This is a genomic window from Longibacter sp., from assembly GCF_051155795.1.
Classification (GTDB): Bacteria; Bacteroidota; Rhodothermia; order Rhodothermales; family Salinibacteraceae; genus Longibacter.
In genome coordinates this window covers 1-25,932 of sequence record NZ_DAXETW010000112.1, presented here as the reverse complement: position 1 = coordinate 25,932, position 25,932 = coordinate 1, and the positions used below count along the sequence as shown (strand labels likewise).

Here is a 25,932-nt window from a genome sequence, read left to right as displayed (position 1 = left end):
GACCGACGAGACGCCGACGCCGGACGGACGAGGCGGTACGCCCGAGTACGTGAATGAGGTCGTGGACATGCTCCTCGAGTCTGTGGCACGGATGATAAGCATCCCGACGCACTTCTGGCGCGAGTTCAGCGGGAATACGGTGGTTCAGCCGCCGGAGAAGTCATTCCTGCACCGCGCCGACATTGACTCGCTCCGGGAGCATGTGCTGGATCCGGACATCGGTGACGCCGAGCGCGAGAAGCGCCTCGACCACCTCCGCGAGGCGGTCAACACGCTGGTTGCGCATAATGTCGCCATGCTCGCCGGATACAAGAAGGCGGCGATGAAGGGGAGTAAAGACCTATTGCAGCGGGTCAATCCGAGTGACGCCTACGACGAAGCCCGTAGCGGAAGCGGGGGCTTCTCGAATCTATTCTCCGGAGGCGGAGAAGGCGGTAAGCCGGTCGAGACGCTGTACAAGGAGTGGCGCGAACTGTACTCGATGGAGTGGGGGGCGCTGGAGAAGGAGCTCTTCCGACCGACGTACATCGACGCCTACCTCGATCGTATGGCGAGAGCATGGGACGTCGACAAGAGTGAGATCGTCCAGGGACAATAGACGACCGGGAGCCGGCGCGTTGCGCCGCTCGGCAGAATGTAGCAAAACCAGTAGGGCATGGACGACGCCGTAATTGGAAAGGAAGTCGACGGCTACCACATCGAGAGCATCCTCGGTCGTGGTGGAATGGGGGTCGTATACCGGGCCGAGGACGTCGCATTATCTCGCCCCGTTGCGCTCAAGCGGATCAATCCGGCGCAGGCGCACCGGGAGCAATTTCTACGTCGGTTCCGAGCGGAAGCCAAAGCCCTCGCCCGGATCAACAGCCCGTTCATCACGAGCATCTACGCGCTTCGTGATACGGACATCGGGCTGCTCATCGTCATGGAGTACGTGGATGGGGGAACGCTCAAGGATCGGATCGTGGAGGGTCCGATGCGTCCGGCTGTCGTGGTCCCCATCGTGCGACAGATTCTGCGCGCCTTCCGTGATGCGCACGGTGCGGGGGTGATCCACCGCGACATCAAGCCGCAGAACATCATGCTGACGTCGGACGGGGCCGTCAAGATCACCGACTTCGGGATCGCAAAGCTCCGCCGTCAGGACTCGGGCGAGACCGTCACGCAGGGCGGGCAGGGAGGAACGCTCAAGTACATGTCGCCCGAACAGATCGAGAAGATCGATCAGGTCGACAATCGAAGCGACCTGTATGCGCTCGGCATGACGATGTATGAGATGCTCGCCGGGCGTCTGCCGTTCGACGAGCTGGACACGGACTTCGACATCATGCGCAAGGTTGTTGAGGGGGACGTCCCGCCGCCGGGCGAGTACGTGCCCAACCTGCCGGGCGAACTCGCGCAGGTGATCGAGGGCGCCACCGCCAGGCGCCCCGAAGACCGTTACCCGTCGGCCGACGCCATGCTGGAGGCGCTCGACGCGGCCGCGGAGCGGGTCCAGGATACCGACCCGCAGCCGATGTGGGACGTGGAGGAGGACGACACCGCCGTCGATACAGCGATCGACGACACGGCCAGCGACACGACCGCCGATTCGGCGGACGGGACGATACTTGACGATTCGTTGCTGGAAGAGATTGAGGATGAGGAAGCGGGTCAACCACCTCGGCATGATGCCCAACCTGTAGATCCTGCAGATAAAGACTCGATGGGCGGGGCGGCCGTTCGAAGCGACACGAGCGAGGACGGGTCCAGCGTGTCCCTGGGGGCCGTCGCCGGCATCGTCGTCGTCCTACTCGTGCTGGCCGCTGGCGGATACATCGTTCTCGGGCCGACCGGTGCGACGACACCGACGCTTACGCTTCAAACGGAGCCCGGGGCGGCGGTCGTGGAAATCGACGCGGACAGCATCGGCACGACCCCGCTATCAACGTATGCCCTCGAACCGGGCAACCATGCGCTCACGATTCGCAAGTCCGGGTATGAACGCCTCGACACCACGATCACGGTTTCCACCGGCCAGTCCCTCATGTTGAGCGGCATCGAGCTTCAGCCCGAGGCCGTCCGCCTGCGCGTTACGTCCGATCCCGCCGGCGCCCGCGTTCTGGTGCGCGGAGGAGAAGTGGGCACGACCCCGGCACGTGACCTTGTGGTCGACCCCGGCAAGGCGGCCGTGCGCCTCGAAAAGGAGGGATTCGCACCCTTTGACACGACGATAACCTTCGAGCCTGGAAGCCAAGTCACCCTCGCCGGGCTCCGGCTCGGATCAGGGGAGACCGGTGACCAGACGCCGATTCGCGAGCGGGAGCGTCCGGTGGGGGCCTCCGCGCCTCAGGCGGCGCCGGCGCCGACCGGGCGGCTGACGGTTACAGCGCCCGCCGCAGCGACCGTGCAGGTTGGCGGTGACGAGCAGTCCGGCGGCGGATCGTTTCGCGTCGCCACCGGCCCGCAACGCGTCCAATGCCTGCACCCGAAGTATCAAACCATCGAAACACGGGTGAATGTGTCTCAAAATGATACGGCATCCGTTTCATGTGTGTATCAACATGTGGTGTTCGTCAACACGACCACCAGCTGGGGCAACATCTACATCGACGGCGTCAATACCGAGACCCAGACGCCGGGCGAAGTGACGCTTCCGCCGGGGCGCTATCGCATCGAAGTCCGGCGCGTCGGGGTCGACGACTTTCAGGTTGAGGGCGGTGCATACCGGCTTGCACCGGAGAACGGCGGCGAGGAGCGCCAGCGGGAGCGTTTCGATACCGGGTATTTTGACGTCACCGTGAAGCCTGCATTTCAAAAGCTCAAGCACAATATTACGTTTCGACCAGAATCCTGACTTCATCATTCATGAGGCGGTAGGAATTGCCCACAAATGCGGCGTGGTGTTCGAAAAGTAATTTCCTTTCGGCAAAACGTGGCCCGTCCCTTGCAGTGATGACGACTGTGTCGATTTGGATTCATCCGAAAAATTATCGCTCGCTGTACGATCACAGTTCAAGGTGACCTCACATGCATGAATGTGCTACCACTCGCTGGCCCGGCTTTCGGGGACTCGTTCTGGCTATTGCACTGATGTTCGTCGGCGTGACGGCAGTGCAGGCTCAGGATTCCGTTCTAAAGCAGGCCAAGGAAGAGTATCAGTTTGCCGAGTACGATAAGGCGAGCGACTTATTTTCCCAGGTAGCCAATGATCAGGCTGCCTCAACCGGGGACCGCTCGCAGGCCCTCCGGTACCTCGCACGTGTCTACGTGGCGAAAAACGAGCAGGCGAAAGCCCGAGACGCGGTCCGGCAGCTGCTCAAAATGAAGCCGGGAGCCGAGTTCGATCCTGATATGGAGCCGCCGCCCATTATGGATATCTATTACGGTGTTCGCAAGGAGATGGACGGTTACGGCGTACGGGCGAACACCGGCATTCAGACCCTGGCCGTCATGGACTTCTCGAACGACTCGGTGGACGAGCGCGAGCGGTTTGACGGGCTGGAAAAGGGACTGCCGTCTATGATGATCAATTACCTGAATGGCGGCACGGACCTGAAGGTGATCGAGCGTGAGCGCGTGCAGTGGCTCCTGAAGGAGCTGGAGCTTCAGCGCGACGAAGAGACTGTGGATCAGTCGACCGCCGTCCGAACGGGGAAGATGCTCGGTGCCCATTCGGTCGTGTTCGGGAGCTACACCGTGTTCGAGGGGCGCATGATGATCCTGGCGCGCGTTGTAAAAGTAGAAACCGGTGAGGTACTGCTCGGCGAGCAGGTCACAGGCAAGCCGGACGAGTTCTTCAGCCTCATCGAAGAGCTTAGCACGAAGATCACGCGGTCCGTCAACGTCGAAATGGAGGAAGCCAAGATGGGTACGAGCGAGACGAAGTCGCTCGACGCGATGATGGCGTACTCCGATGGGCTGAGCCTGCTGGAGGACGGAAAGTATCGTGCGGCGCGGGAGAAATTCCTGCAGGCCGTGGAGTACGATGACAGCTTCAGTCGCGCCCGCATCAAGGCGGAGAGCATCAAGCCGATGCTGGCGGCAACGGCCGGCGTCGAGGGCTCCGAAACGTCCACGACGCAGATGAATCGATAGCGGCGACTCGCTTCGGGCAGGTCCGGCGGACGGCCGCTGTGTAGTGAGCGTGCGATGGTAGACCCGACGCGACCATTCGGTTGTGTCCGGAATGCTGCATCGTCGCTTCGATGTGCGCCGTCCCCGCGTCCTGCTGCGTCTGCGCCGTGCCGTGCCTGCCGCGCGTCCTGGGGAGCAATCCTCGAGACAGTCGGCGTGTGCGGTTCGGCCGGCGTGTCCGCCTTCCGGAGGCCCCCCCGTCCCCCAGCCCCCTTAGTTTCCCTGTACCCCCATGATCATGTGGATTCGAGGCATCGGGTACGTAGTGTGTGCCGCCGTTCTCGCCGTCACACTGGCGGCGTGCTCCTCCCCGTCGGTTTCGCTTGAGGAGGATCCGGCCGCGTACGAGGATCAAGTCGGCCGCCTGCAGGCGCGGCTTTCCGAGCGTCCCGACGACGCCAAGGCGCTGCGGGATCTCGGGGCGATTTACATGCGCACCCAGCGTCCCGCCCGCGCCTACGACGCACTAAAAAAGGCCTTTTCCTATCAGCCGAACGACCCGAAGACGCTCTTCTACCTCGGTCTTGCCAGTGAGAGCGTCGGGAAGCGGCAGGCAGCCCTCCGCATCTTTCAGAAATACGGCGAGGTGTCACCGGCGTCGGACTACCGCACGTTGATGGAGGGGCGGTACGAGTGGCTGGTGCGCGCGCAGGCAAAGGAAGACATGCGGGATCTGCTGGCGAGAGAGCGAGAGATTGCCGACCAGCAGGTGTCGGAGCGCGTGGTGGCCGTGCTCCCGCTCGAGTTTCAGGGTGCGGACGACCAGTATAAGCCGCTCGGACGCGGTCTCGCCGCGATGGTGACCACGGATCTGGCGAACGTCGGTCGCCTCAAGGTCGTCGAGCGGATCCGCCTCCAGGCTCTCATCGATGAACTGGAGCTGGCGCAAACCGAGTACGTCGATGCCTCCACGGCGCCCCGCGTCGGACGCATGCTCGGTGCCGGACGCCTCGTTGGCGGGAGCTACTACGTCACGACCGACGAACGTCTTCGGATGGATGTCACCCTGGCCTCGATCGGGTCCGGGGTGCAGTTTCCTGACATCGACGGAGAGTCGGGGGCGCTGCGCGACCTGTTTCGTCTGCAGAAGCAGATCGTGTTCCGCATCATCGACGGCCTCGATGTGCAGCTCACCCCGCGTGAGCGGGCGAAAATCGAGGAGGTCCCGACCGAAAACCTGCAGGCCTTTCTCGCATACTGCCGCGGGCTCGAAGACGAAGATCGAGGCGATTTCGGGGCTGCGGAGCGCCATTACGGCCGGTCGCAGGCTCTCGACCCCGGTTTTCAGGCTCCACGCCAGCGGAAAAGCAAGATGGAAGGGCTCAGCGCGGCGGGCGGTTCGCCGCAGAATGCAATGGCGTCGGCAACGCAGGCCCAGAGCGGCACGACCTCCATCGACCTGCTCGATCAGCGCTTGCGCAACATGGGCTTCAACGTGTCGGTCAGTCCCGACCCTTCGCGTGAACCCGCGCAGGAGAGCGACACCGCATCGCCGGAGGCGCTTCCTCCCCCGCCGGATCCGCCCCCGTCCAATCGATCCCAAAACTGATCGGACGGCGCACGTGCAGTAGATCCGGTTTCTTTTCGGTCCCCCCTTCGATATGATTGCTTTCGCTACACATACGATGCGTCCGCTGACCGCGCAACGATGGCCGGTTGCTCTTGCCGTCCTCGCCCTTGCGCTGATGATCACCGGTTCTGCTCCCGCAGCGGCCCAGCTGGATCCTGGCCCGTGGGTGACCGGGCAGGCGGATAACCGGAATACGAGCCAGAGTCGCTCCCTTGCCGGCGTGCCCGAACGCGAGGTGCAGACGGCAAACGTGTTTTCCCCGATCGCGACCGACGGGGAGGGAAATCTGTACTTCCTGACCTTCAACGGGAGCGAACTGATCCTTCGCTCCCATGCGCCGGATGGATCGGAGCGCTGGTCCATGGACGTCAGCGGAAATTCAGAACCGCAGGTGCAGGCGTCTCCCGTCATTTCGAAAAACGGGTACGTCTATTTCGTCGCCCCGTCGTCCTCGACGCCCTCGTATGCATCGCTCTACCGCGTTCCCCGAAATGGCGGATCGCCGGAGCCCGTCGTGGATGACGGGGTGCCGCTTACCGGGGCGCCCGCCATCGGAAACGACGGCATTCTTTACGTTCCGCGACTGGATGGCTCCGTGCTGTTCGTGCGTGCATCCGACCTCAACGTTCTGGACGGCGCACAGCCGGATGGAACGCCCGTCACCTCGCCGGTCGTCGCCCCTGACGGCCGAATCATCGTCGGGACGCAGAATGGAGGCGTGTTCGCGATTTCTCCAGCGGCCGATGTAGGAGAGAGCCTGGTTGAGAGCAACGGGGACTTCAAGGTGCCACCGGCGCTCGGAGACAACGGGGTTCTCTACATTATCACGGCTGCGGACCCGGAGAATGACAACATAGGCGCCAGCCCAGAGCTTGTGGCCGTCAACTTCGGCGGATCGGAGGAAGACGGCGTCCGCTGGCAGCGGACCATCGAGTCGGGGCTCGCGCAGGGACTAACTGTCAGCCCGGACGGAGACGTCTATCTGGCCACGCTTAACACAACAACCAGCACGGGAACCGTCCACCGTTTCGGCGCAGAATCCGGGGAGGAGGTGTGGCAGCAGTCCATCGACGCGGTCGTGTCGGCTCCGTCCTTTCGAGATGCCGACCCGTCGGTCTACGTGCCCGCTCCGTCGTCGGGCGACGTTCGCGTCCTCTCCGGGGCGTCAGGAGCCTTCTTGCCGTCGATCGCATTGCCCGGTGAGCCGGCTGCCGGTCTTCCTGCGACCATTGCCGGGGATGGCGACGTGATCATCCCCGGAGCGGGCGGCCTGCTGCTCGCCAACTCGGCGCGTCCGGCCGTCTCGCCCCAGAGCCTCTCGTTCGGTCCGGTTCTACTTGACAATCCGGACCAGCAGAGCGTTACCATCAGCCAGCCCAGTAGCGCCTCCCTTCTCAACGTTACGGACGTTGCCGTGACAGGACCGGGAGCGGACCGGTACGCGCTTGGCGGAGCCGATGCGCTCATTTCCGAGGGCATTCCCGCCGGCGATAACGCGTCACTGGACGTGACCTTTCAATCGAGCACTGCCGGCACGTACGGTGCCACGCTCGTGATTTCCACCGAACTTTACGGGAGTCTGCAGGTGTCGCTGTCAGGCCAGGCCGTGCAGTCGGGCGTGTCTGCCCAGCCCACCCCGCTGGTCTTCGATGCCACGCAGATTCAATCGCCGGTGACGCGTTCGCTGGACATCAGTAGCTCCGACTCCGACGTGACGATCAACTCGGCGACCATCCTAAACGACGCTCAGAACGAGTTCTCCGCGCCCGACATATCCGGTCAGCAAATCAATTCCGGCTCGACGTTCTCGGTCGACGTGACCTTCACGCCAGACGTTCGCGGGACGCGTGTCGCAACATTCCGGCTGGAGACGGACGGCGGACTGACCCTCGACGTGCCGCTCGAAGGGGTGGGACTCGACGCATCCATCACGGCGACGCCAAACCCGGCCGACTTCGGGACCTGGGAGGTCGGGGCATCGGAAACGCGCACGATTACCCTGTCGAATCCCGGACAGGACGACCTGAGCATTAGCGGGATCTCGGTGGCGTCGGCCGGTAGCTCCGACTTCGAGGTGACAGGCGGCGGCGACCAGACCGTTCTCGCGGCCGGTGCATCCATCACCGTGGACGTGACCTTCCAGCCGAGCGTGGGCGGCGACCGGTTAAGCGAACTCGTGGTGACGAGTACACAGGGCCCGGAGGCGCGCGTCGACCTCGTCGGCGTAGGCGTTTTGCCGGACCTGGTTGTGAATCCCGACCCGCTTTCCTTCGGTCCGATTGAAGACGACAACGCACAAACGAAGTCGATTACCCTCGATAACCCGAAATCCGTGGATGTCGCGGTCACCGGGATTTCGATTGATAACGACGATTTCCGCGTCGTTACGCCGAAATCGTTCATGGTGCCCGGGAATACCACGGAAACGGTCGACGTTGAATTTGACCCGACGTCGGTCGGAACGCAGAGCGGCACGCTCACGATCAACACCGACGCCGGCTTTAGCCGGACCGTCAACCTCGAGGCGGAGGCCCAAAACGTTGCTATATCCGCGACGCCCGCCCCGGTTGAGTTCGCAGTGACGGACGTCGGCAACAAGTCGAACGTTACGGTATCGATTGAGAACACCGGCTCGGCAACGCTCGATATCGGGACGATCGACCTTTCAGGAGATGCCGACTTTTCGTTCGAAGATCAGTCGCAGGTCGATGATCTGGAAGCCAACGGCCTTGCGGCCGGAGGGACGACCGACCTCGTTATCTCGTATGTACCCGACAATCAGGAAACCGACACGGGGACGCTATCCATCCCCTATACGCTGGCGTCGACGTCGATCGGGGGCACGCTCCAGGTCGGCGTGTCCGGGTCCGGATCTACGCAGTCCAGCAAAATTTCGATTTTGAACGGGCCGCTCGCCTACGGCCCGACCGCCGTCGGGGAGACGGAGCGACAGACCATCCAGGTGCGTAATACGTCGGGCTCGGACCTGGAAGTGAGTGACTTTCGCGCGGGAGGAACAGATGCCGGACAGTTTTCCGTCGATCTGTCGACGCTCGAGGACGAGTCGGGCCAGCCGGTCAGCCTGCCGATCACGCTACCCGGCGGCACGGGCGAGCCCGACGATGAACTGTTCGTCGATGTTGTCTTCGCACCGTCTCAGTCAGGCAGCCTCGGCGCCCAGTTCATCATTCAGGTGGGCGGCAGCAACAACAACATCAACAACAGCACGACGCTCAGCGGAACGGCCGTCGAGCCTGTGATCGCCGCCACGCCCGACCCGGTCGACCTGGGATCGGTGCCGACGGGAGCCCAGACGACCACCGGCGTAACCCTGGCGAATGACACGGACGTCGACTTTGCGATTTCGAGCATCGATGTCGTGGAATCGAGCGGGTCAACCGGCTTTTCGCTCGACACCTCGAGTCCGCTGCCGAACGCGGTTCCGTCCAACGGGTCGGTCGTGGTAGACATCAATCACGCCTCGTCAACCGTCGGCCTGGAGGAGGCAACGCTGGAGGTGGCCTCGGTGAATAACACGCTGCAGGTTCCGCTGCAGGCGACCGTCGAAAACTACGGCATCGCGTTTACAGAAAGCTCCGTATCGTTCGCGTCCGTCCCCGTCGACTCGTCGACATCGAAGACCGTCACCATCGAGAATACCGGCAGTGCGCCGGTCGATTTTTCGATCGGGACGGGCACCGCGGGAGACGCCGCGGACTTTGAGATTACGAGTGGTCAGCGGACCGGCACGATCGTAGCGGGGGACACGCGAACCGTTACCGTTACCTTTACGCCGTCGAACTCCGGCGTACGATCGGCTGATCTGACCGTGCAGGCGACGGCCGGCGGAGAGGACGTCGGCTCGGACAGCGTCCAGCTGGAGGGGAGCGGACTCACGTACGGGTCGACGTTGTCCTCGAGTACGATCGACTTCGGTCAGGTGCAGGTCGGCTCCACGTCGTCCGTGCAGACCATCTCGGTTGAGAACACCGGATCCGCCGTATTGTCCATTCTGGGCCTGGCCCTGCCGTCCGGCAGCCCGTTCCGAATCACGAGCGGACGAGGCAGTTTCTCGCTTCTCTCTGGAGATGCGCTCAACGTTTCGGTAGAATTCCGACCGACGGAGGCGCAGTTCCAGTCCTCCGTCCTCGAAATCCTGACGTTGAACGGAACGATCCAGGTCGGCCTGGAAGGCCGCGGCATCAAGGAGCTGGATCCGACCGAAGAAGAACTCACGTTTCCGCCACGCCTTGATACGGAGGCGCCGGATACCCTCACAGCGGTCGTGACCAACACGAACGATATCGACGCCGAGATCACAGACGTCTCATTGTCTGGCACGGACGCCTCTGCCTTTTCGATCGTGCGGTCAGGTACATTGCCAACGCTGGTTCCGGGCGACTCGGCCTCGGTCCCGGTCACCTTGACGGCGACTTCCCCCGGTTCGTTTTCAGCGTCGCTCGACGTGACAGCAAGCACGGGGACCGTCCAGGTCTCCCTGTCCGGGCAGATTCTGTCTGCTCCCTCCATTGACCCGGACACCCTCGCGTTCGGTACGGTGATCGTTGGGACGCCGAAGACGTTGTCGACCACGGTTGCGAATACCGGCTCGGAGGAAATTTCCGTTACGGAGGGTACCCGAATTACGTCTGGCCGCGCCGGACTCGTGGTCACCACGCCGCTGCCGGTGACCATCCCGCAGGGGCAGTCTGCCACGCTGGACCTACAGTACGACCCCGCCGATGCGGTCGGCCGCATCCAGGATACACTATCCGTTGAGACGTCACGCGACCTCGACACCGATGGACTGATTCAGTACACGACCCAGCAGGTCGTCCATGTCTCTGCCGATGTCGTGACCCCGCCCGAACTGACGGTCGACCCCGGGACGGACCTGAACTTCGGCGCGCTCGCGTTTGGGCAAACGACACGGACGCTGCCGGTCCAGTTCATCAACACCGGCGGCGCGACGTTAACCGTTTCCAACGCCTCCTTCGAGACCAACGATGGTACGTTTTCCCTTTCGACCGATCCGACGGGGGACATTGCGCCGGGCGACACCCTCGCCTTCACCATGACCGCTGATCCGACCGCTCTCGGGGAGACCGAGCGACTCTTCCAGGTGGCGTCGAATGGCGGTCAGGCGTCGTTTACCGCCCGGGTCCGCGCGATCGACGTCGACCTGCGGGTGTCCGACGTGCAGTTCGGTGCACCGACGGAGGCGGAAGTGACGCTGCCCTCGTTTGCGTCGCTCGTCGACAACAGCCTGTACGTCCGACCCGGCGGCGCCGCGGACTACGAGCAGGTCCCATTCGTACAACAGAGCGAGACGGAGTGGGCGACGCAGATCCCTGCTCGTCTGGCGACGCTGCGTGGCCTGGACTACTACTTCGTCGTGGACGACGGGACCGACCGCATCACGCTGCCTGCGTCCACGCAGACGGCGTCCCGAAACGACCCCGTGCATGCGCGGACGGCCTTCCAATCGGTGACGGCGCCGATCGACCTGCCCGTCGGGGAGCACCGCATGGTATCTGTGCCCGCAGAACTTGAGACGACCGATGCACGCGAAATCTTCGGCGATGATTACGGAGCCTTCGACCCGCGCGTTTGGCGCTTGCTCCGATACGACCCGGATCGCCGCGATTACCGCGAGGCGCGAGGCATCCGGTCTGTGGAGAAAGGGCAGGGCTTCTGGCTGGCCACGCGTGACGGAACGCCCTTCACGATCGGGCCGGGTCTCAGCACCGATGCGTCTTCGCCGATTACGCTGGAGGTCCGTCCGGGCTGGAACCAGATTGCTTCCCCGTTCGGATTTGCCGTGGCGTGGACGGATGTAGAGAACACCGACGCGCTGCAGGCGCCGGTCGTCTTCAACGGCGGTACGTACAATTACGCCGGGACCCTCCTGCGGCCGTGGAGCGGCGCCTGGGTATTCAACCCGACGGATTCCGCGATCAGGATCAACATTCCTCCGACAGCCGCGTCGACCAGCCTCGGGGACGCGCAGCCGATTGCTTCGACCGCGTCCGCGGCACCGGCCCAGCCGGAAGACGGCTACACGCTGCAGGTTCGCGGCCGGCTTCATTCCGGCGACACCACGTTTCGAGACGAGGCCAACTACCTCGGTCTGAGAGAGGGTGCATCCGCCGGTCCAGACAGCCTCGACTTTGCCGAGGCGCCGCCGGTCGGAGATCACGTGCGCATCAGCGTGAGGGACGAGTCCCGCGTCCTCGCGGGAAGCTACCTGCCGCCGTCCGATGACGGGCAGACCTGGGAACTCGACGTGAGCGCGTACACCGGTCAGACGCGCACGGGCGGCGAGGAAACGGTGCGGGTTCAGGTCAACGAGTATGGCTCCGCTCCCGACGGATTCGAGGTGTTCGCCTTCGATCTGGACCGGCAGATGCCGCTGGCCGTGTCCGATGGCGCCGTGGAGGTGCCGGTCGATGGGGCCGCGCCGACCCGTCTCCGCATCGTGGCGGGGACGAAGGCCTTCGCTCGCACGAAAAGTGAAGGCATCCCGCTCGAGCAAATCGAAACGGCTCTGGATAAACCGTATCCGAACCCGTTCTCCGATGCGGCTACGATCGACTACCAGCTGAAGAAAGAGGGCCACGTCCGCATGGAGGTGTTCGATCTTCTCGGGCGCCGGGTCGCCGTGCTCGTCGACGGGCGGAAATCGGCCGGTCCCCACACCCTCACGTGGCAGGCCCAGACCGGGCGGTCGCGTCTCGCCAGTGGAGTCTACTTCCTTCGGATGCGAGCGGGTGACTTCACAGCAACCCGGAAAATGACGCTGGTTCGGTAGCACCCGTATCGTTCCCCCCGCTTCACCTTCCCCGTTATCCTCCTTCTCATCATGCGCTCGATTGTCTTCACAGCGTGTCTCGCCCTGCTGACGGCCCTGGCCGTCGGTGCCGGGTCCCTGAACGCGCAGGCGCAACCGGCTCCCTCGCTTACGAGTCAGGAGCCGCCCATCCGGGTGGCCGTCGAACCCGTGTACCAGAGCGTTTCGCACGACGGGCGCGACCTGTCGCAGGTCAGCACCCAGTTCATGGCATCGGTGCCGATCCGACGAAGCCTGCAAGCTTACGTTCGGGCGAGTATAGCGCAATCGGACGGCGCAGGGCTCGAGCCCGTCCGGGGGCTGGATGACGTGCGTCTCGGCGCAACCTACGCCCGCGCTCTTCCGCTCGGGAGCCTGGTCATGGCCGTCGACGCATCGCTTCCGACCGGGAAACGAAATCTGTCAGCGACGGAGTGGCGGACGGCCATCCTCACGAGTCAGAATATCTACGACTTCCGGATCGGGGGCTTCGGGCAGGGCTTCAACGCCGAGCCCCGGCTGACATGGGCCGTCCCGGTCCAGGAGAACGTGATGGTCGGCGTCGGTGTGGGCTACACGTACAGAGGCGCGTATGAGCCGGCGGAAACGCTGACCGGCGCGTACGACCCGGGCAACGAAATCGAAGTGTTCGGCGGGGCGGACGTTCGGTTCGGACAGAATCATGCCGTCTCGACCGACCTTGCCTTTACGCGGTTCGGGTCGGATACCGTCGACGGTGCCCGGCGCTTCGAGGCGCGGTACAAGCTGTCCGGCACCATCCAGTACCTGTTCCAGCGCGACTTCACCTCGATGCGCGTGATCGGTCGGCTGCAGCACTGGCCGGAAAGCCGGGTCTTCGTCCCTGGTCTCGGCATCGGCGCGAACCCGGTCTTCGAGGACCGGCAGGTCGTCCCGTCCGAATGGTTCCTCCGGGCGAGCGGCACGACGCGGGTGGCCGACTGGATGGATGTTCGGCTGACGATCGACGGACAGCGGTACCAGCAAACGGTCGTGCAGTCGGACCTGATGGTGGCGACGTTCGGCCTCGCACCGACCTTTCACCTGCCCGGAGACGTGTATGTGACGCCGGGGGTCGGTTACTCGACCGGCGATGTTCAGCGGCTTGAAACGCGGCTGCGGACCGAAGTCCGGTTCTAAGGAGGGCCCCGCCGTCGCGGGGCAAAAGAAAGAGGCGAAAAGGAAGAAACGCGAGTCGTTTCTATGCGTTCATACTTTTAACACGTGCTCGCTTCGGATTCTCGCATCTTCTCGACCTGGATTAAAGTTCGGCGTAATTCGCGTGGGATTTGGCCGAAACACGGGTCCGGGATTGGGAGGAGTGTCTTCCACGCCTTATGATGAGCATCCCTGACTCGACGCCCGTGCCCGGGACCCCCTTAACTTGAATTTCAAGCGGTGTGGTGCCGCTTTTCCGCGGGTGGTAACGTACATTTTACGTCGTGTCCCGGTCGACCACCGTTTCAACGCCGAGAACGTATGCCGCAGATATTTCCTAAGAAGGCTAACGTCCTGCCGATCCTCTCTCTGGGGGGCGCTCTGCTGGGCGGTGTCGCACTGATTTTCCTCGTCTGGTACTACTTCTCTCCAGAGTTTCTGGTGGTTGGCTATCAGCCGGATCAACCCGTGGAGTACAACCACGAGTTTCACGCCGGACAGCTCGGCATGGACTGCCGGTACTGCCATAACTGGGTGGAGAACGCCGCCCACGCCAACGTGCCGCCGACGCAGACCTGCATGAACTGCCACAACCAGATCAAGACGCAGTCGCCGAAGCTGCTGAAGGTCCGGGAAAGCTGGGCGACGGATACGCCGATCCAGTGGGTGAAAGTCCATCACCTGCCCGACTATGCGCACTTCAGCCACGCCTCGCACGTCAACAACGGCGTCGGGTGTGAGACCTGTCACGGCCGCATCGACAAGATGGAGGTCGTCTACCAGGCTGAGCCGCTCTCGATGGGCTGGTGTCTGGAATGCCACCGTCAGCCGGAGCTCTACCTGCGCCCGAATGAGGACGTGACGACGATGGGGTATGTGCATCCGGAGAACTTTGTCGAAATCAACCTCGCACGGATCCAGGAAGAGGGGATTCAGCCGCCGACCAACTGCTCGGCCTGCCACTACTAATTCACGTTCGAGGAGCGGCTCTCGCGATCTGCCGGCGAGCACCCTTTGCACGCCATGGACGCGAGGCTTGATGTCTCGGCGGGCCCTGCGCCTGCCGGCTCCGGTCTGACGCTGCGGGGGATGCACTGTCTCCCTCGTCCGCTTGTGCCGGCGACAGCCCGGTATCGCCTCTCGAAATATGCCATCCGACCCTGCTACGTAGCATGATTGAGCTTGACGTCATCGATCCCAAGACGGCCGACCGCGAGGAGCCCAGCGAGCGTTTCTGGCGAAGCCTCCCCCAGCTTCAGCGGAAGACGTCGGGAGACGGGGCCGACACCCCGACCCCTGAGTTTTCCGACGGGGCCAGCGAGCCGCCGAGCCAGGCGTCGCGTCGCCAGTTCATCCAGTTGATGGGTGCAGCCATGGCGATGGCCGGTCTGACGGCCTGTCGCCGTCCGGATCAGCGGATTCTGCCGTATGCCCGGAAGCCGGAAGACGTCATCCCCGGCGTGCCCCAGCAGTATGCGACGGGCATGCCGTTTCGCGGGTCACTTCGTCCGCTCCTCGTGGAGAGCCACGACGGGCGTCCGACCAAGGTGGAGGGCAACCCGGAGCACCCGGGCTCGAATGGCGGCACCAGTTCGTACGAGCAGGCATCAATTCTGAATCTCTACGACCCGGATCGCTCGCGTGCGCTCCGCCGGGACGGCAGCGAAGTGTCCTGGAGCGACTTCAGGCAGTTCTGCCGCGACCTCGGTAGGAATGCGGGCAATCAAGAGCTTGCGGTCCTCATGCCGCCGACCTCCTCGCCTTCGATGCAGGCCATGATCGACCGTTTGCGGGGGCGGTTCGGCTCGGTCCGCGTCATTGAATACGCCACCGAAGGCGATGACAACGCGCGCCTCGGCATGCAGCAGGCGTTCGGTCAGCCCCTTCGCCCGAAGTACGACTTCGAAGGCGCTGAGGTGGTTCTCAGTCTTGACGCCGACTTCCTCGACGGTACGACGCCGGACTTTCTCAGCAACAACCGCTCGTTCTTCTCCGGGCGGCGTGTTGACTCCGTCGATGACGACATGAATCGTCTGTACGCCATCGAAAGCCAGTACTCGACGACGGGCGGCACCGCCGACCACCGTCTCCGCATGAAGGCGAGCGTGATCCCGGCCTTTGCTGCGACGGTCGCCGCCGAAATGGGCATCGGGAGCGCGCCGGATTACGACTGGAGTGAGAAAGAAGCCATTCATGCACGTGAGATTGCCCGCGACCTGCAGGATGCCGGGCCGCGGGGCGTTGTGCTGGCGGGAGAGACGCAGCCGCCGGAGGTCCACGCCCTGGCAATGGCCATCAATCAGCAGATCGGGGCGATCGGCAACACCGTGACGCTCCTTGACACGGACGCCGAAGAGGTGACGCCGCAGGACGAGGCCCTCTCGACCCTGGTCGACGACATGAACGCCGGTTCGGTAGACGCCGTCCTGATGATGGACGTGAACCCGGTGTACGACGCTCCCTCTGCGCTGAACTTCCGTGAGGCCCTGCAGCGGGTCGACACCACGATTCACCTCGGCTTGCTGCGCGACGAAACCGCGCGCGCATCCCGCTGGCACATTCCGAAGACGCACTACCTCGAAGCCTGGGGCGACGGACGCACCTACGACGGAACGCTGTCTGTCATCCAGCCACTCATCGCGCCGCTCTACGACGCCGCTCACTCGGAACTCGAGGTTCTCAACGTTCTTGGGACCGGCATCGACGCATCCGGCTACGACCTCGTTCGTGACGTGTGGCGCGATCAGGTATCCGGCTCGTTTGAGCAGGGCTGGCGCCGCGTGCTGCATGACGGCTATCTCGCCGACAGCGGCTACGACGCCGCATCGCCTGGCGCGCCGTCCACGCCTCAGATCTCCGCGCCGGAGGACGACGGTCTCGAGGTGGTTTTCCGCCTCGACCCGTCCGTGCTCGACGGTTCTTTCGCCAACAACGCCTGGATGCAAGAGCTGCCCGACCCCGTGACGAAGATCACGTGGGACAACGTCGCTGTGATGAGTGCGCAAACCGCGGCCGACCTCGGCCTTGCGGCGGATGGCACGTACAGAGACGGACAGGAAAACGGGTACAGCGAAGGCAATTTCTTCGTGGACCGCGTGGATCTGACCGTGAATGGGGAAACGATCAACATCCCCGTATGGGTGCAGCCCGGACTTCCGGATGGGACCATCGGTCTCACGCACGGCTACGGGCGCTCCATTGCCACGACTCGTGAGGAGGAGGGAACGCCGTTCTGGGATACGGACGATCAGACCGACATCTACTTCGACGGACCGATTGCCGGTGGGGTGGGCCCCGACGGCGAACCGGTAAACACGGTGGGCGTCCGCACCTCGCACCTCCGTCCGGCCGGATCTCGCGTCGCCACCGGCGCAACGGTCGAGAAGGCCAGCAGCGGGTACATGATCGCCACGACGCAGGAGACCGGCTCGATGCAGGGCCGCGCCATCGTGCGCTGGGGGTCACTCGAGGAGTTTCGGGAGAACCCCGAGTTCGTCCGGGAAGACACCGAGCCGATTCCCGGCGGCGAGTACGAAACGTTCGAAGAGTTCCCCGAGCTCTGGGCCGAGAACCATCCCAGCGAGTCGCAGGCCTACAAAGACAGCAATTACTTCGACAATCAGTGGGGGATGGTCATCGATTTGAACACGTGCACGGGCTGCAACGCCTGTGTCGTGGCCTGCACCAGCGAGAACAACGTGCAGGTGGTCGGAAAGGACGAGGTCAGCAACGGCCGTCATATGTACTGGCTCCGCATGGACCGGTACTACTACTCGGGTGAAGAGGACGCAGAAGAGCCCGAGATGATGATGCAGCCGGTTATGTGCCAGCACTGCGAGAACGCCCCGTGCGAGTCGGTTTGCCCGGTTGCCGCGACGGTGCACTCGCCCGACGGCACCAACCAGATGATCTACAACCGATGCATCGGGACGCGCTACTGCTCGAACAACTGCCCGTACAAGGTTCGCCGCTTCAACTTTTACAACTGGACCAAGACGCTTCCGCAGGAGGTCCAGATGGCGCAGAATCCGAACGTCACCGTTCGCTCGCGCGGCGTGATGGAGAAGTGCTCGTGGTGCGTCCACCGCATCCGCGATCATCAGCACCGCGCCAACCAGGAGGACCGCGACCTGCGAGCCGACGAGATCCAGACGGCATGCCAGCAGGCCTGTCCGACGGATGCCATCACGTTCGGCGATCTTAACAACCCCGAGAGCTCGGTCGTGGAGAAGCGGAAAAACCCGCGCCGCTACGAACTGCTTTCATACCTCAACGTGAAGCCGCGTCTGTCCTATCTGGGCCGTGTCCGAAATACCAACCCGCGCATTCAGGAAGCGCTCGGTCTGGATACCGACGACGCGCCGGCCTCCGACGAGTCGTCCGAGGAGGTCCCGGCGTAAGCGTCGCCGCATCCCTCTGAGCATGACCAGGGCGTGCGAACGCCCTGACGTTCACCCAAGAATCTAAGCAAGATCACCGTGGATAACACGACCAGCCATCCCACGGCCGACCAGGACCACAATGCCGGGCACTCTCATCATGAGTCGCTCGTCAAGGGAGATCTGTCGTTTCACGACATCACGGAAATGGTGTCGCGACACACAGAGAAGAAAACCCCCCTTGCGTGGTACGTGGCCTTCGGCCTGGCGTCTTCCATGGCCGGGCTGCTGCTCTTGAGCCTGGCGTATCAGGTATGGAACGGCGTCGGCGTGTGGGGCAACAACCAGCCCGTCGCCTGGGGCTGGCCGATCGTCAACTTCGTGTTCTGGGTTGGCATCGGCCACGCCGGGACGTTGATTTCGGCCATTCTCTTTCTCTTCCGCCAGAAATGGCGTACGTCGATCAACCGCGCCGCCGAGGCGATGACATTGTTCGCGGTGATGTGTGCATTGATCTTTCCGACGTTCCACGTGGGCCGCGTGTGGGTGATCTACTGGACGCTGCCGTTCCCCAACCAGATGGAGATGTGGCCGCAGTTCAAGAGCCCGCTTCTGTGGGACGTGTTCGCGGTCTCAAGCTACTTCATCGTCTCCCTCGTATTCTGGTACGTCGGCCTCATTCCCGACCTTGCGACGATCCGCGACCGGTCGACGACCTGGCTCCGGAAGAAAGTCACGGGCTTCTTCGCTCTCGGCTGGACAGGGGCGAACCGCCACTGGCGCAACTACGAGAAGGCGTACCTACTTCTCGCCGGCCTCGCCACACCGCTCGTTCTGTCGGTGCACTCGGTGGTTTCGTTTGACTTTGCCATCTCCGTGATCCCCGGGTGGCACACGACCATCTTCCCGCCCTACTTCGTGGCCGGCGCCATTTTCTCCGGCTTTGCGATGGTGGTGACCCTTATGGTCGTCGCCCGCAAGATCTACGGCCTGGAGAACGTCATCACGATGGACGTGCTCGAGAAGATGAACATCATCATTCTCGTGACCGGTACCATCGTCGGCTTCGCCTACATCACAGAGTTCTTCATGGCGTGGTACTCGCAGGTTGAGTACGAGCAGTATGCCTTCATCAACCGCGCCTTCGGTCCATACGCCTGGGCGTACTGGATCATGATGACCTGCAACCTGATTTCACCGCAGCTCTTCTGGTTCAAGAAGCTCCGACGATCGATCCCGGTCATGTTTGCGCTTTCGATCGTGGTCAACATCGGTATGTGGTTCGAGCGCTTCGTGATTACGATCACGTCGCTGCACCGCGACTTCCTGCCGAGCTCCTGGGGCTACTTCGAGCCAACCTTCATCGATGTGACGACCTTCATCGGGTCCTTCGGTCTCTTCTTTACGCTCTTCCTTCTCTTCCTCCGGTTCGTACCGATGGTGGCGATGGCGGAGGTGAAGGGGGTGATGCCGGAGGCCGATCCGCACTACTATGACGAGGGCGACGGACGTGCTTCCGGCACCAGCGTACCGTTCATCCAGCCTGCCCAGGAAGATCCCGGTCGCAACGAGGCCGGCGAGACCCGAGGCGGCCGATAGCCCTCCGCATCGCGACGCCCCCTGCTCCCCGCGGGACCGTTGCGCGCTGCCATTCCGACGTGCACTACGAATGCTCCCCGAGCCATGTTAGACCAACTGACGCGCGAACTGAAAGCCACGATGGGCATCTACGAGAGCGACGAGGAGCAGGTCTACGGCCTGCTCGCGGAGTTCTCCGATCCCGGGGCCCTGCTCCACGCGGCAGAGGCCGTTCGCGAGAACGGCTACAGCCACTTCGATACACACAGCCCGTTCCCGATCCACGGCATGGACCGGGCGATGGGGCTCGGGAACTCGAAGGTCGGCTTCTTCTCGTTCGGAGGCGCAGTGACGGGCCTGGCCGTCGGTTACCTGCTGCAGTGGTGGACGTCCGCGGTGGACTACCCCATCAACATCAGCGGGAAGCCGTTCTTCGCGATCGAACCGTCGGTGCCGATCATGTTCGAGTTGACGATTCTCTTCGGTGCGCTCGGCGCCGTGGCCGGTATGCTTGCCCTGAACGGACTGCCCCGGCCGTACAACCCCCTCTTCTACTCCGAGCGGTTCGAGCGGGTAACGGATGACGCCTTCTTCCTGCACATCGCCGCAAGCGACGCGAACTTCGACGAGACGGACACCGCGAACCTTCTGCGCAAGGCCGGAGCGCTGAACGTCGAGCTCGTCCAGGATGACGGGTCTGCCGAAACGGCGCCCGCCTCCAGCCTGTAGCTTCCCGCTTTCTCCCGCTGCCGCCGTGGTCGATACTGGGCCCCGCCCGCCGCGACCGCCGCTGACCATCGACACCCGACGACTGATGCGCACTCTACTCACGACCGGATTGATTCTGAGCGTCCTCCTGCTGGCCGGATGCCGAGGGACGACGTCAGAACGCAATCCGATTCACCCGAACCCGAATATGGACTGGCAGCCGAAGTACCAGGCCCAGGAGAAGAACGACTTCTTCGCGGACCAGGCGGCCATGCGAAAGCCGGTCTCCGGAACCGTCGCCCGCGGTCTTCTCAAAGAAGATCCGGTGTTCTACACGGGCCGGACCGAGGAAGGTGACTACGTCGAGCGCCTGCCGATCGAAACCAGCCGCGAGCTGCTCGAGCGCGGACAGGAACGGTACGACATCTTCTGCGCCGTCTGCCACGGCAAGTCCGGCGACGGCAATGGTATCATCATGGTCGGCGGACCGCAGGGGCAGGGCTACGGCTACACGCCCGCCCCGAGCTACCACGTCGATCGCCTCCGCGACGCAAGCAAGGGCTACATGTACGATGTGATCGCAAACGGCATACGGAATATGCCCGGATACGCTCAGCAGATTCCTGTACGGGACCGCTGGGCCATCGTCGCATACATCGACGCGCTCCAGCTCAGCCAGAACGCCACCCGCGAGGACCTCTCGTCCGAGCAGATCGCCCGGATCCAGAGCGGGCAGAGCGCTAACATCGATGGATCCCGCTCCGGCGGCGCCAGCAACAAGTAGCCCGCCGGCCGCAAGCCCTCGACCGGCACGACGTTTTCATATACGAACTGACCGTTTCCGGGCCCGCGCCTTCCTCGGCGTCGCCCGACATCACCGAATTCAACCCTCCCCATGGCCGACTCCGCTCGCTCCAACTCCGCACTGGGATGGCTGGCCGACCCGCTGGCATCGACTGCTGACGCCGCACAGCGCGCGTACAGGTTCACATCCGATCGTCGCGCCTATCTCGCGCCGATCGCGATCGGTCTCGCCCTGCTCCTCGTGAGCCTCGTCGGCCTCACCTCGAACGCGTCGCAGTTCTTCTACTCGTACTTCATCGGGTGGATCAGCTGCCTGACGATTGCGGTGGGCGGCCTGTTCTTCCTGTTTTTCAACCACCTCACCAAGGCGTCGTGGAGCGTGGTCGTGCGTCGCGTCAACGAGGCGCTCGTGTGGGCCTTTCCGCTGCTCTTTGTGCTTGGCATTCCGATCCTATTCGGGATGCACGACCTCTACCACTGGACGCACGCGGAGCTGTACGTTGAAGGGGGGCCAAAGTACGACGAGATTCTCGCCGGAAAACGGTCCTACCTGAACACGCCGTTCTGGATTGGGCGCGTCGTGGTCTACTTTGCGCTCTGGATTTACCTCAGCTATAAGCTGTACGTCCTATCCGTTCGGAGCGACGTCGAGGGAGGGGCAGGCGTCCCGGCGAAGCTCCGGAAAGTGTCCGCATGGGGCCTGCCCGTAACGGCCGTGGCGACGGCGTTCGCCAGCTACGACCTGCTGATGTCGACGGACCCGCACTGGTTCTCGACGATCTTCGGGATCTACTTCTTCATCGGTGGCATCCTTGCAGCGGTGTCGCTCATGGTCGTCCTCCTCGCTTCGTTCCAGCGCGTCGGCGGCATGCTCGAAGGCGTGGTCACAAAGGAGCACTATCATGACCTGGGCAAATACATGTTCGGTTTCACCGTCTTCTGGGCCTACATCGCCTTCAGTCAGTACATGCTGATCTGGTATGCCGGCATTCCGGAGGAGACGCTGTTTTACAAGCACCGCCTGATGCATGGGTGGGAATGGCATAGTGCCTTTCTGATCATCTTCCACTTCATCGTACCGTTCCTCATCCTGCTGCCGCGGTTTACGAAGCGATCGATTCCGACGCTCTCGTTTATGGCGGTGTGGCTCATCGTGATGCACTGGTTCGACATGCACTGGATCGCCGCGCCGACCCAGGGAGCGCACCACACCTTCCACTGGCTGGATCTCACGCTCGGACTCGGTCTCTTCCTGATCTTCGCCGGGACAATCGTGTATCGCCTGAGCCGTCATTCTCTCATCCCGGAGAAGGACCCGTATCTCGGCGACTCGCTGCATTTCGAAAACGTATAGCCGAAGTGACGCCCCCGGGCTGAGGCCGCCATGCGGCCTACTCCGACGTTCTGGATCGAACCCAGCGTGGTGCAACCCGATCGGGGAGCACCACGCGCTTCATGTGCGGCGTTAACGACTAAAGCCCCGCCTGCGTCACACGAGCGTATGATTTTCGATGATCTTCACGAGCCGAATCGACCATCTAACCGGGGTCCGCGTTTTTCCCTAACCCACACGCTGAGCAGAGGACGTTCATGGACAATACCGACACGAACACACGCTTGCAGTCTCCGGATCTCGTAGCTCCGAGAGAGGCAGAGGTCGTGTACGGCCGCGAAGTCACGTTTCACTGGGACGCCGTGGACGGAGCCGACGCCTATACCCTCCAGGTGGCCTCGGACGCCAAGTTCAAAGATGTCCTGCTACAGGAGGACGTGGGTGATCAAACCGCGGTTACCGTCGGAGAGTACTTTCCGACGGACAACAGCACCTTCTTCTGGCGCGTGATCGCCCGCGGGCCCGACGCGGAAAGCCGGGGGGAGCGGATCGAAAGCTTCATCGCGGCCGGTGAGGAAGACGCAAGCCGCGCCCTGTCGTCCCCGGACGAGGAGATGGGCCCCGTTACCGAGCTCGTCCGCGCCGCGAAGGCGGACGTATCCTCGAAAATGCTCGAGCCGGAAAGCCGGTTCGAGCGAGAGAAAGAGATGGGCGTTGCCTACGAGGGCGTCGCCGCGGGACAGATCATGTCCATTGCCGTGTCGATCCTCCTTGTGATCGGCATCGCCGTGATCATCCTGTTCAACTGGTACAATACCACGACGGCCGGTCAGCGAGATGCTGTGAGCGAGGCCGGAGAATACACCCAACTCCGTGAAGTCGAAGCCCAGGCGGAAGAGCAGTTGAGCCAGACGGGCGTCGTTGACGACCAGCAGGGCATTTACCGAATTCCGATTGATGAGGCGATGGACATCATCGCGACAGATCAGTATCGGGCGCAGCAGGCGGAGGAGAGGGGCCGCTCGCCCGTTGTGACCGGTGGTGCGCAGAGCGATCAAAACTGAGGTCTCGCAGCACGCGTACTCACGGACGTCAAGCATCCCGCTCCGGAAGCACCTTTTTCCCATGACTCGATCTCACCGATGGTACGCACGCGAACGGCGCTCGTCGCGATACTGACGTTGTTGTTTGCGGGTGTTTCCTTCGCCATGGCGCAAGAGCCGCCGGAGAAGGAGAAACGCCGCGAATTCGAGGGCGTGGGTATCGAGGCCAAGCACGGACAGACCATTCCCACGGATCTCCTTTTCAGGAACGCGGATGGGGAGCCGGTCACCCTCGATCGGTACTTTGACGGGGAAAAGCCCGTCATCATCAACTTCATTTACCATGAATGCCCGATGCTGTGCGGGCTCATGCTCAGCGGCATGACATCCACGCTGTCGAACATGTCGTGGACGCCCGGAGATCAGTTTCGCGTTCTCTCCATCAGCTTCAATCATCGCGAAACGCCTGAGATCGCTCGGGCAGCGAAAGACACCTACATCGACCGTCTGGGTGCCCCTGACGCCGCCGACGGCTGGCATTACCTGACCGGCGAGAAAGCCGCTGTTGATGCGCTGGCTCAGGCGACGGGGTTTCAGTTTCGATGGGTTGAAGACCAGCAAGAGTATGCACACCCCACCGCCTGGATCTTCCTGAGCGGGGACGCCAAAATCACGCAGTACATTTACGGAATGGAACCGAAAGCCAGTGACGTGCGCAAGGCGCTCGTCGAGGCCTCCAACGGGGCGGTCGGCAACCCCCTCGACCAGGTGGCGATGTACTGCTTTCAGTTTGATCCGGAAGCAAATACCTACACCGCCGATGCATTCAACCTGATGAAGATCGGGAGTGTGATCACGATCTTCGTTCTCGGAGGCGCGCTTTTCTTTTTCTGGCGCCGGGAGAGCGATGACCTCCGTGCGATGGAGGATGGTGATCCGCTCAATGACATCGACGACCTTGACGATCCGGATGCGCTCCGAGAGCGCCTCGGCTCGTCTCAACCACACGCGACGTGACGGCTTCGTGCAGCAACCGCACGAGGAGCGTCACGCACCGGGTGTCGATGCGCTGCTCCACGGCGCATCCCCTAGCAATTGAACACCATTAACGACCTGTAATATGGGCGACCAGGGCACATTTTGGCTTCCAGAAGCCGCGTCGACGATCGCAGGGGAGGTAGACAGCCTCTTCGGCTTCGTGACGTGGGTCAGCACCATCCTGTTTGTGGGTGTCGTGCTTGCGATGTTGTACTTTGCGATCCGCTATCGCCGGAAGAGCCCCAGTGAGCGGCCGCAGCCGGTGAAGGAAAGCAAGATCCTGGAGATTTCCTGGATTGTGGTCCCCACCATCCTCGTGCTCCTGGTGTTCAACTGGGGGTTTAAGACGTTCATCAAGATGGGCGTAGCCCCGCCGGACGCGTATGAGATCCGTGCCGAGGCGTGGAAGTGGAACTGGCGGTTTACCTACCCGAACGGGACGACGAGCCCGGACCTGTACGTGCCGGTGGACCAGCCGGTGAAGCTCCGGATGAGCAGCCAGGATGTCATCCACAGCTTCTTCGTACCGGCCTTCCGGGTGAAAAAAGACGTTCTTCCAAATCGATACAGCCAGGTCTGGTTCGAGGCCACCCGAACGGGCAACTTCGACATCTTCTGTACAGAGTACTGCGGAACGGCTCACTCCGATATGATGTCGACCGTCAAGGTCGTATCACGTCAGGAGTTTAACGACTGGCTGGCTTCCGGCGGTGGAGCGACTGACGACATGCCGCTCCCCGAGCTGGGCGAGTTGCTGTACGAGCAGCAAGGGTGCCAGACATGTCACTCCATGGACGGCTCCCCCAAGGTCGGACCGACCTGGAAGGATCTCTACGGCAAACCCAACCACCCGATGGCCGACGGTTCGACCGTCACTGCGGATGAGGATTACCTCCGCGAGGCCATCGTCGAGCCCGGAGTAAAGATCGTTGAAGGCTATCAGAACGTGATGCCGGCCTCATACTCGTCGTTGAGCGAGCGCGAGTTGGCCGCTCTAATCGAGTTTATGAAGTTGAATAGCGAATACGCCGAAGAGGGATCCGACGGCTGATGCGCGTTGGGGCGCTCCACGGCGACCCCTACTTGTGACGGCCCGGTTCTGTCTCGACAGGATACCGGGCCACCGGGGCGGCGCTGGAATCACGCACCGGTCCCATCGAGTATCGAAGTTTGAAGCACCTGTACGAAACCTTCACTTATCGCACCAACGCACATATGGACGCCGCGACGAAAGGGGCCGAAGTGGCGCACGAGGAGCACCACGACGAGGCGCACGATCAGAATTACCTTCAGTTCGAGCCCGGAATCTGGAACTGGCTGACGACGAAGGACCACAAGAAGATCGGCATCATGTATGCCGT

The 25,932-nt window shown here is 62.8% G+C and carries 15 protein-coding genes; all 15 read left to right on the top strand.

Annotation, left to right across the window (positions count from 1 at the left end):
• The coding region (locus ACFCU0_RS11785) for a hypothetical protein (protein WP_434973872.1) at nt 1–598 on the top strand (598 nt) is incomplete at its 5' end.
• A 57-nt stretch (nt 599–655) separates the two neighbouring features.
• Nucleotides 656–2,833 carry a protein kinase domain-containing protein gene (locus ACFCU0_RS11780; RefSeq protein WP_434973871.1) on the top strand — a complete coding sequence of 726 codons (2,178 nt, stop codon included), beginning with the start codon at nt 656–658 and terminating at the stop codon, nt 2,831–2,833.
• Between the two features lie 173 nt (nt 2,834–3,006).
• Complete coding sequence (locus tag ACFCU0_RS11775) at nt 3,007–4,074, top strand: CsgG/HfaB family protein (protein WP_434973870.1); 1,068 nt, start codon at nt 3,007–3,009, stop codon at nt 4,072–4,074.
• A gap of 271 nt (nt 4,075–4,345) precedes the next feature.
• Nucleotides 4,346–5,662 (top strand): CsgG/HfaB family protein, encoded by a 1,317-nt coding sequence (locus tag ACFCU0_RS11770; protein WP_434973869.1) that lies wholly within the window; start codon nt 4,346–4,348, stop codon nt 5,660–5,662.
• A 52-nt stretch (nt 5,663–5,714) separates the two neighbouring features.
• Nucleotides 5,715–12,494: a choice-of-anchor D domain-containing protein gene (locus ACFCU0_RS11765; RefSeq protein ID WP_434973868.1), complete on the top strand. Its 6,780-nt coding sequence runs from the start codon at nt 5,715–5,717 to the stop codon at nt 12,492–12,494.
• A gap of 51 nt (nt 12,495–12,545) precedes the next feature.
• The gene (locus ACFCU0_RS11760; RefSeq protein ID WP_434973867.1) at nt 12,546–13,670 is read left to right on the top strand and encodes a hypothetical protein; all 1,125 of its coding nucleotides are present in this window, start codon (nt 12,546–12,548) and stop codon (nt 13,668–13,670) included.
• A 339-nt stretch (nt 13,671–14,009) separates the two neighbouring features.
• Nucleotides 14,010–14,657 (top strand): cytochrome c3 family protein, encoded by a 648-nt coding sequence (locus ACFCU0_RS11755; RefSeq protein WP_434973866.1) that lies wholly within the window; start codon nt 14,010–14,012, stop codon nt 14,655–14,657.
• Between the two features lie 203 nt (nt 14,658–14,860).
• The gene (locus tag ACFCU0_RS11750) at nt 14,861–18,088 is read left to right on the top strand and encodes a Fe-S cluster-containing hydrogenase (RefSeq protein ID WP_434973865.1); all 3,228 of its coding nucleotides are present in this window, start codon (nt 14,861–14,863) and stop codon (nt 18,086–18,088) included.
• A gap of 162 nt (nt 18,089–18,250) precedes the next feature.
• A complete protein-coding gene (gene nrfD, locus ACFCU0_RS11745; protein ID WP_434973873.1) occupies nt 18,251–19,666 on the top strand; it encodes an NrfD/PsrC family molybdoenzyme membrane anchor subunit in 1,416 nt (471 codons plus the stop codon).
• An 84-nt stretch (nt 19,667–19,750) separates the two neighbouring features.
• The gene (locus ACFCU0_RS11740) at nt 19,751–20,374 is read left to right on the top strand and encodes a DUF3341 domain-containing protein (protein ID WP_434973864.1); all 624 of its coding nucleotides are present in this window, start codon (nt 19,751–19,753) and stop codon (nt 20,372–20,374) included.
• An 85-nt stretch (nt 20,375–20,459) separates the two neighbouring features.
• A complete protein-coding gene (locus ACFCU0_RS11735; RefSeq protein ID WP_434973863.1) occupies nt 20,460–21,137 on the top strand; it encodes a c-type cytochrome in 678 nt (225 codons plus the stop codon).
• A 111-nt stretch (nt 21,138–21,248) separates the two neighbouring features.
• Nucleotides 21,249–22,511: a hypothetical protein gene (locus ACFCU0_RS11730; RefSeq protein ID WP_434973862.1), complete on the top strand. Its 1,263-nt coding sequence runs from the start codon at nt 21,249–21,251 to the stop codon at nt 22,509–22,511.
• Nucleotides 22,512–22,747: 236 nt separating this feature from the next.
• The gene (locus ACFCU0_RS11725) at nt 22,748–23,554 is read left to right on the top strand and encodes a hypothetical protein (RefSeq protein ID WP_434973861.1); all 807 of its coding nucleotides are present in this window, start codon (nt 22,748–22,750) and stop codon (nt 23,552–23,554) included.
• A gap of 78 nt (nt 23,555–23,632) precedes the next feature.
• Nucleotides 23,633–24,550, top strand: a complete 918-nt coding sequence (locus tag ACFCU0_RS11720) for an SCO family protein (protein WP_434973860.1) — start codon at nt 23,633–23,635, stop codon at nt 24,548–24,550.
• A gap of 103 nt (nt 24,551–24,653) precedes the next feature.
• The gene (gene coxB, locus ACFCU0_RS11715; RefSeq protein ID WP_434973859.1) at nt 24,654–25,622 is read left to right on the top strand and encodes a cytochrome c oxidase subunit II; all 969 of its coding nucleotides are present in this window, start codon (nt 24,654–24,656) and stop codon (nt 25,620–25,622) included.
• The last annotated feature ends 310 nt before the right edge of the window (nt 25,623–25,932 follow it).

Bases quoted from the DNA above. Each gene is read 5' to 3' on its own strand.
- ACFCU0_RS11775 (WP_434973870.1), top strand. From the start codon at position 3,007: ATGCATGAATGTGCTACCACTCGCTGGCCCGGCTTTCGGGGACTCGTT.
- ACFCU0_RS11780 (WP_434973871.1), top strand. From the start codon at position 656: ATGGACGACGCCGTAATTGGAAAGGAAGTCGACGGCTACCACATCGAG.
- ACFCU0_RS11750 (WP_434973865.1), top strand. From the start codon at position 14,861: ATGATTGAGCTTGACGTCATCGATCCCAAGACGGCCGACCGCGAGGAG.
- ACFCU0_RS11770 (WP_434973869.1), top strand. From the start codon at position 4,346: ATGATCATGTGGATTCGAGGCATCGGGTACGTAGTGTGTGCCGCCGTT.
- ACFCU0_RS11740 (WP_434973864.1), top strand. From the start codon at position 19,751: ATGTTAGACCAACTGACGCGCGAACTGAAAGCCACGATGGGCATCTAC.
- ACFCU0_RS11755 (WP_434973866.1), top strand. From the start codon at position 14,010: ATGCCGCAGATATTTCCTAAGAAGGCTAACGTCCTGCCGATCCTCTCT.
- ACFCU0_RS11725 (WP_434973861.1), top strand. From the start codon at position 22,748: ATGGACAATACCGACACGAACACACGCTTGCAGTCTCCGGATCTCGTA.
- ACFCU0_RS11720 (WP_434973860.1), top strand. From the start codon at position 23,633: ATGGTACGCACGCGAACGGCGCTCGTCGCGATACTGACGTTGTTGTTT.
- coxB (WP_434973859.1), top strand. From the start codon at position 24,654: ATGGGCGACCAGGGCACATTTTGGCTTCCAGAAGCCGCGTCGACGATC.
- ACFCU0_RS11730 (WP_434973862.1), top strand. From the start codon at position 21,249: ATGGCCGACTCCGCTCGCTCCAACTCCGCACTGGGATGGCTGGCCGAC.
- ACFCU0_RS11735 (WP_434973863.1), top strand. From the start codon at position 20,460: ATGCGCACTCTACTCACGACCGGATTGATTCTGAGCGTCCTCCTGCTG.
- ACFCU0_RS11760 (WP_434973867.1), top strand. From the start codon at position 12,546: ATGCGCTCGATTGTCTTCACAGCGTGTCTCGCCCTGCTGACGGCCCTG.
- ACFCU0_RS11765 (WP_434973868.1), top strand. From the start codon at position 5,715: ATGATTGCTTTCGCTACACATACGATGCGTCCGCTGACCGCGCAACGA.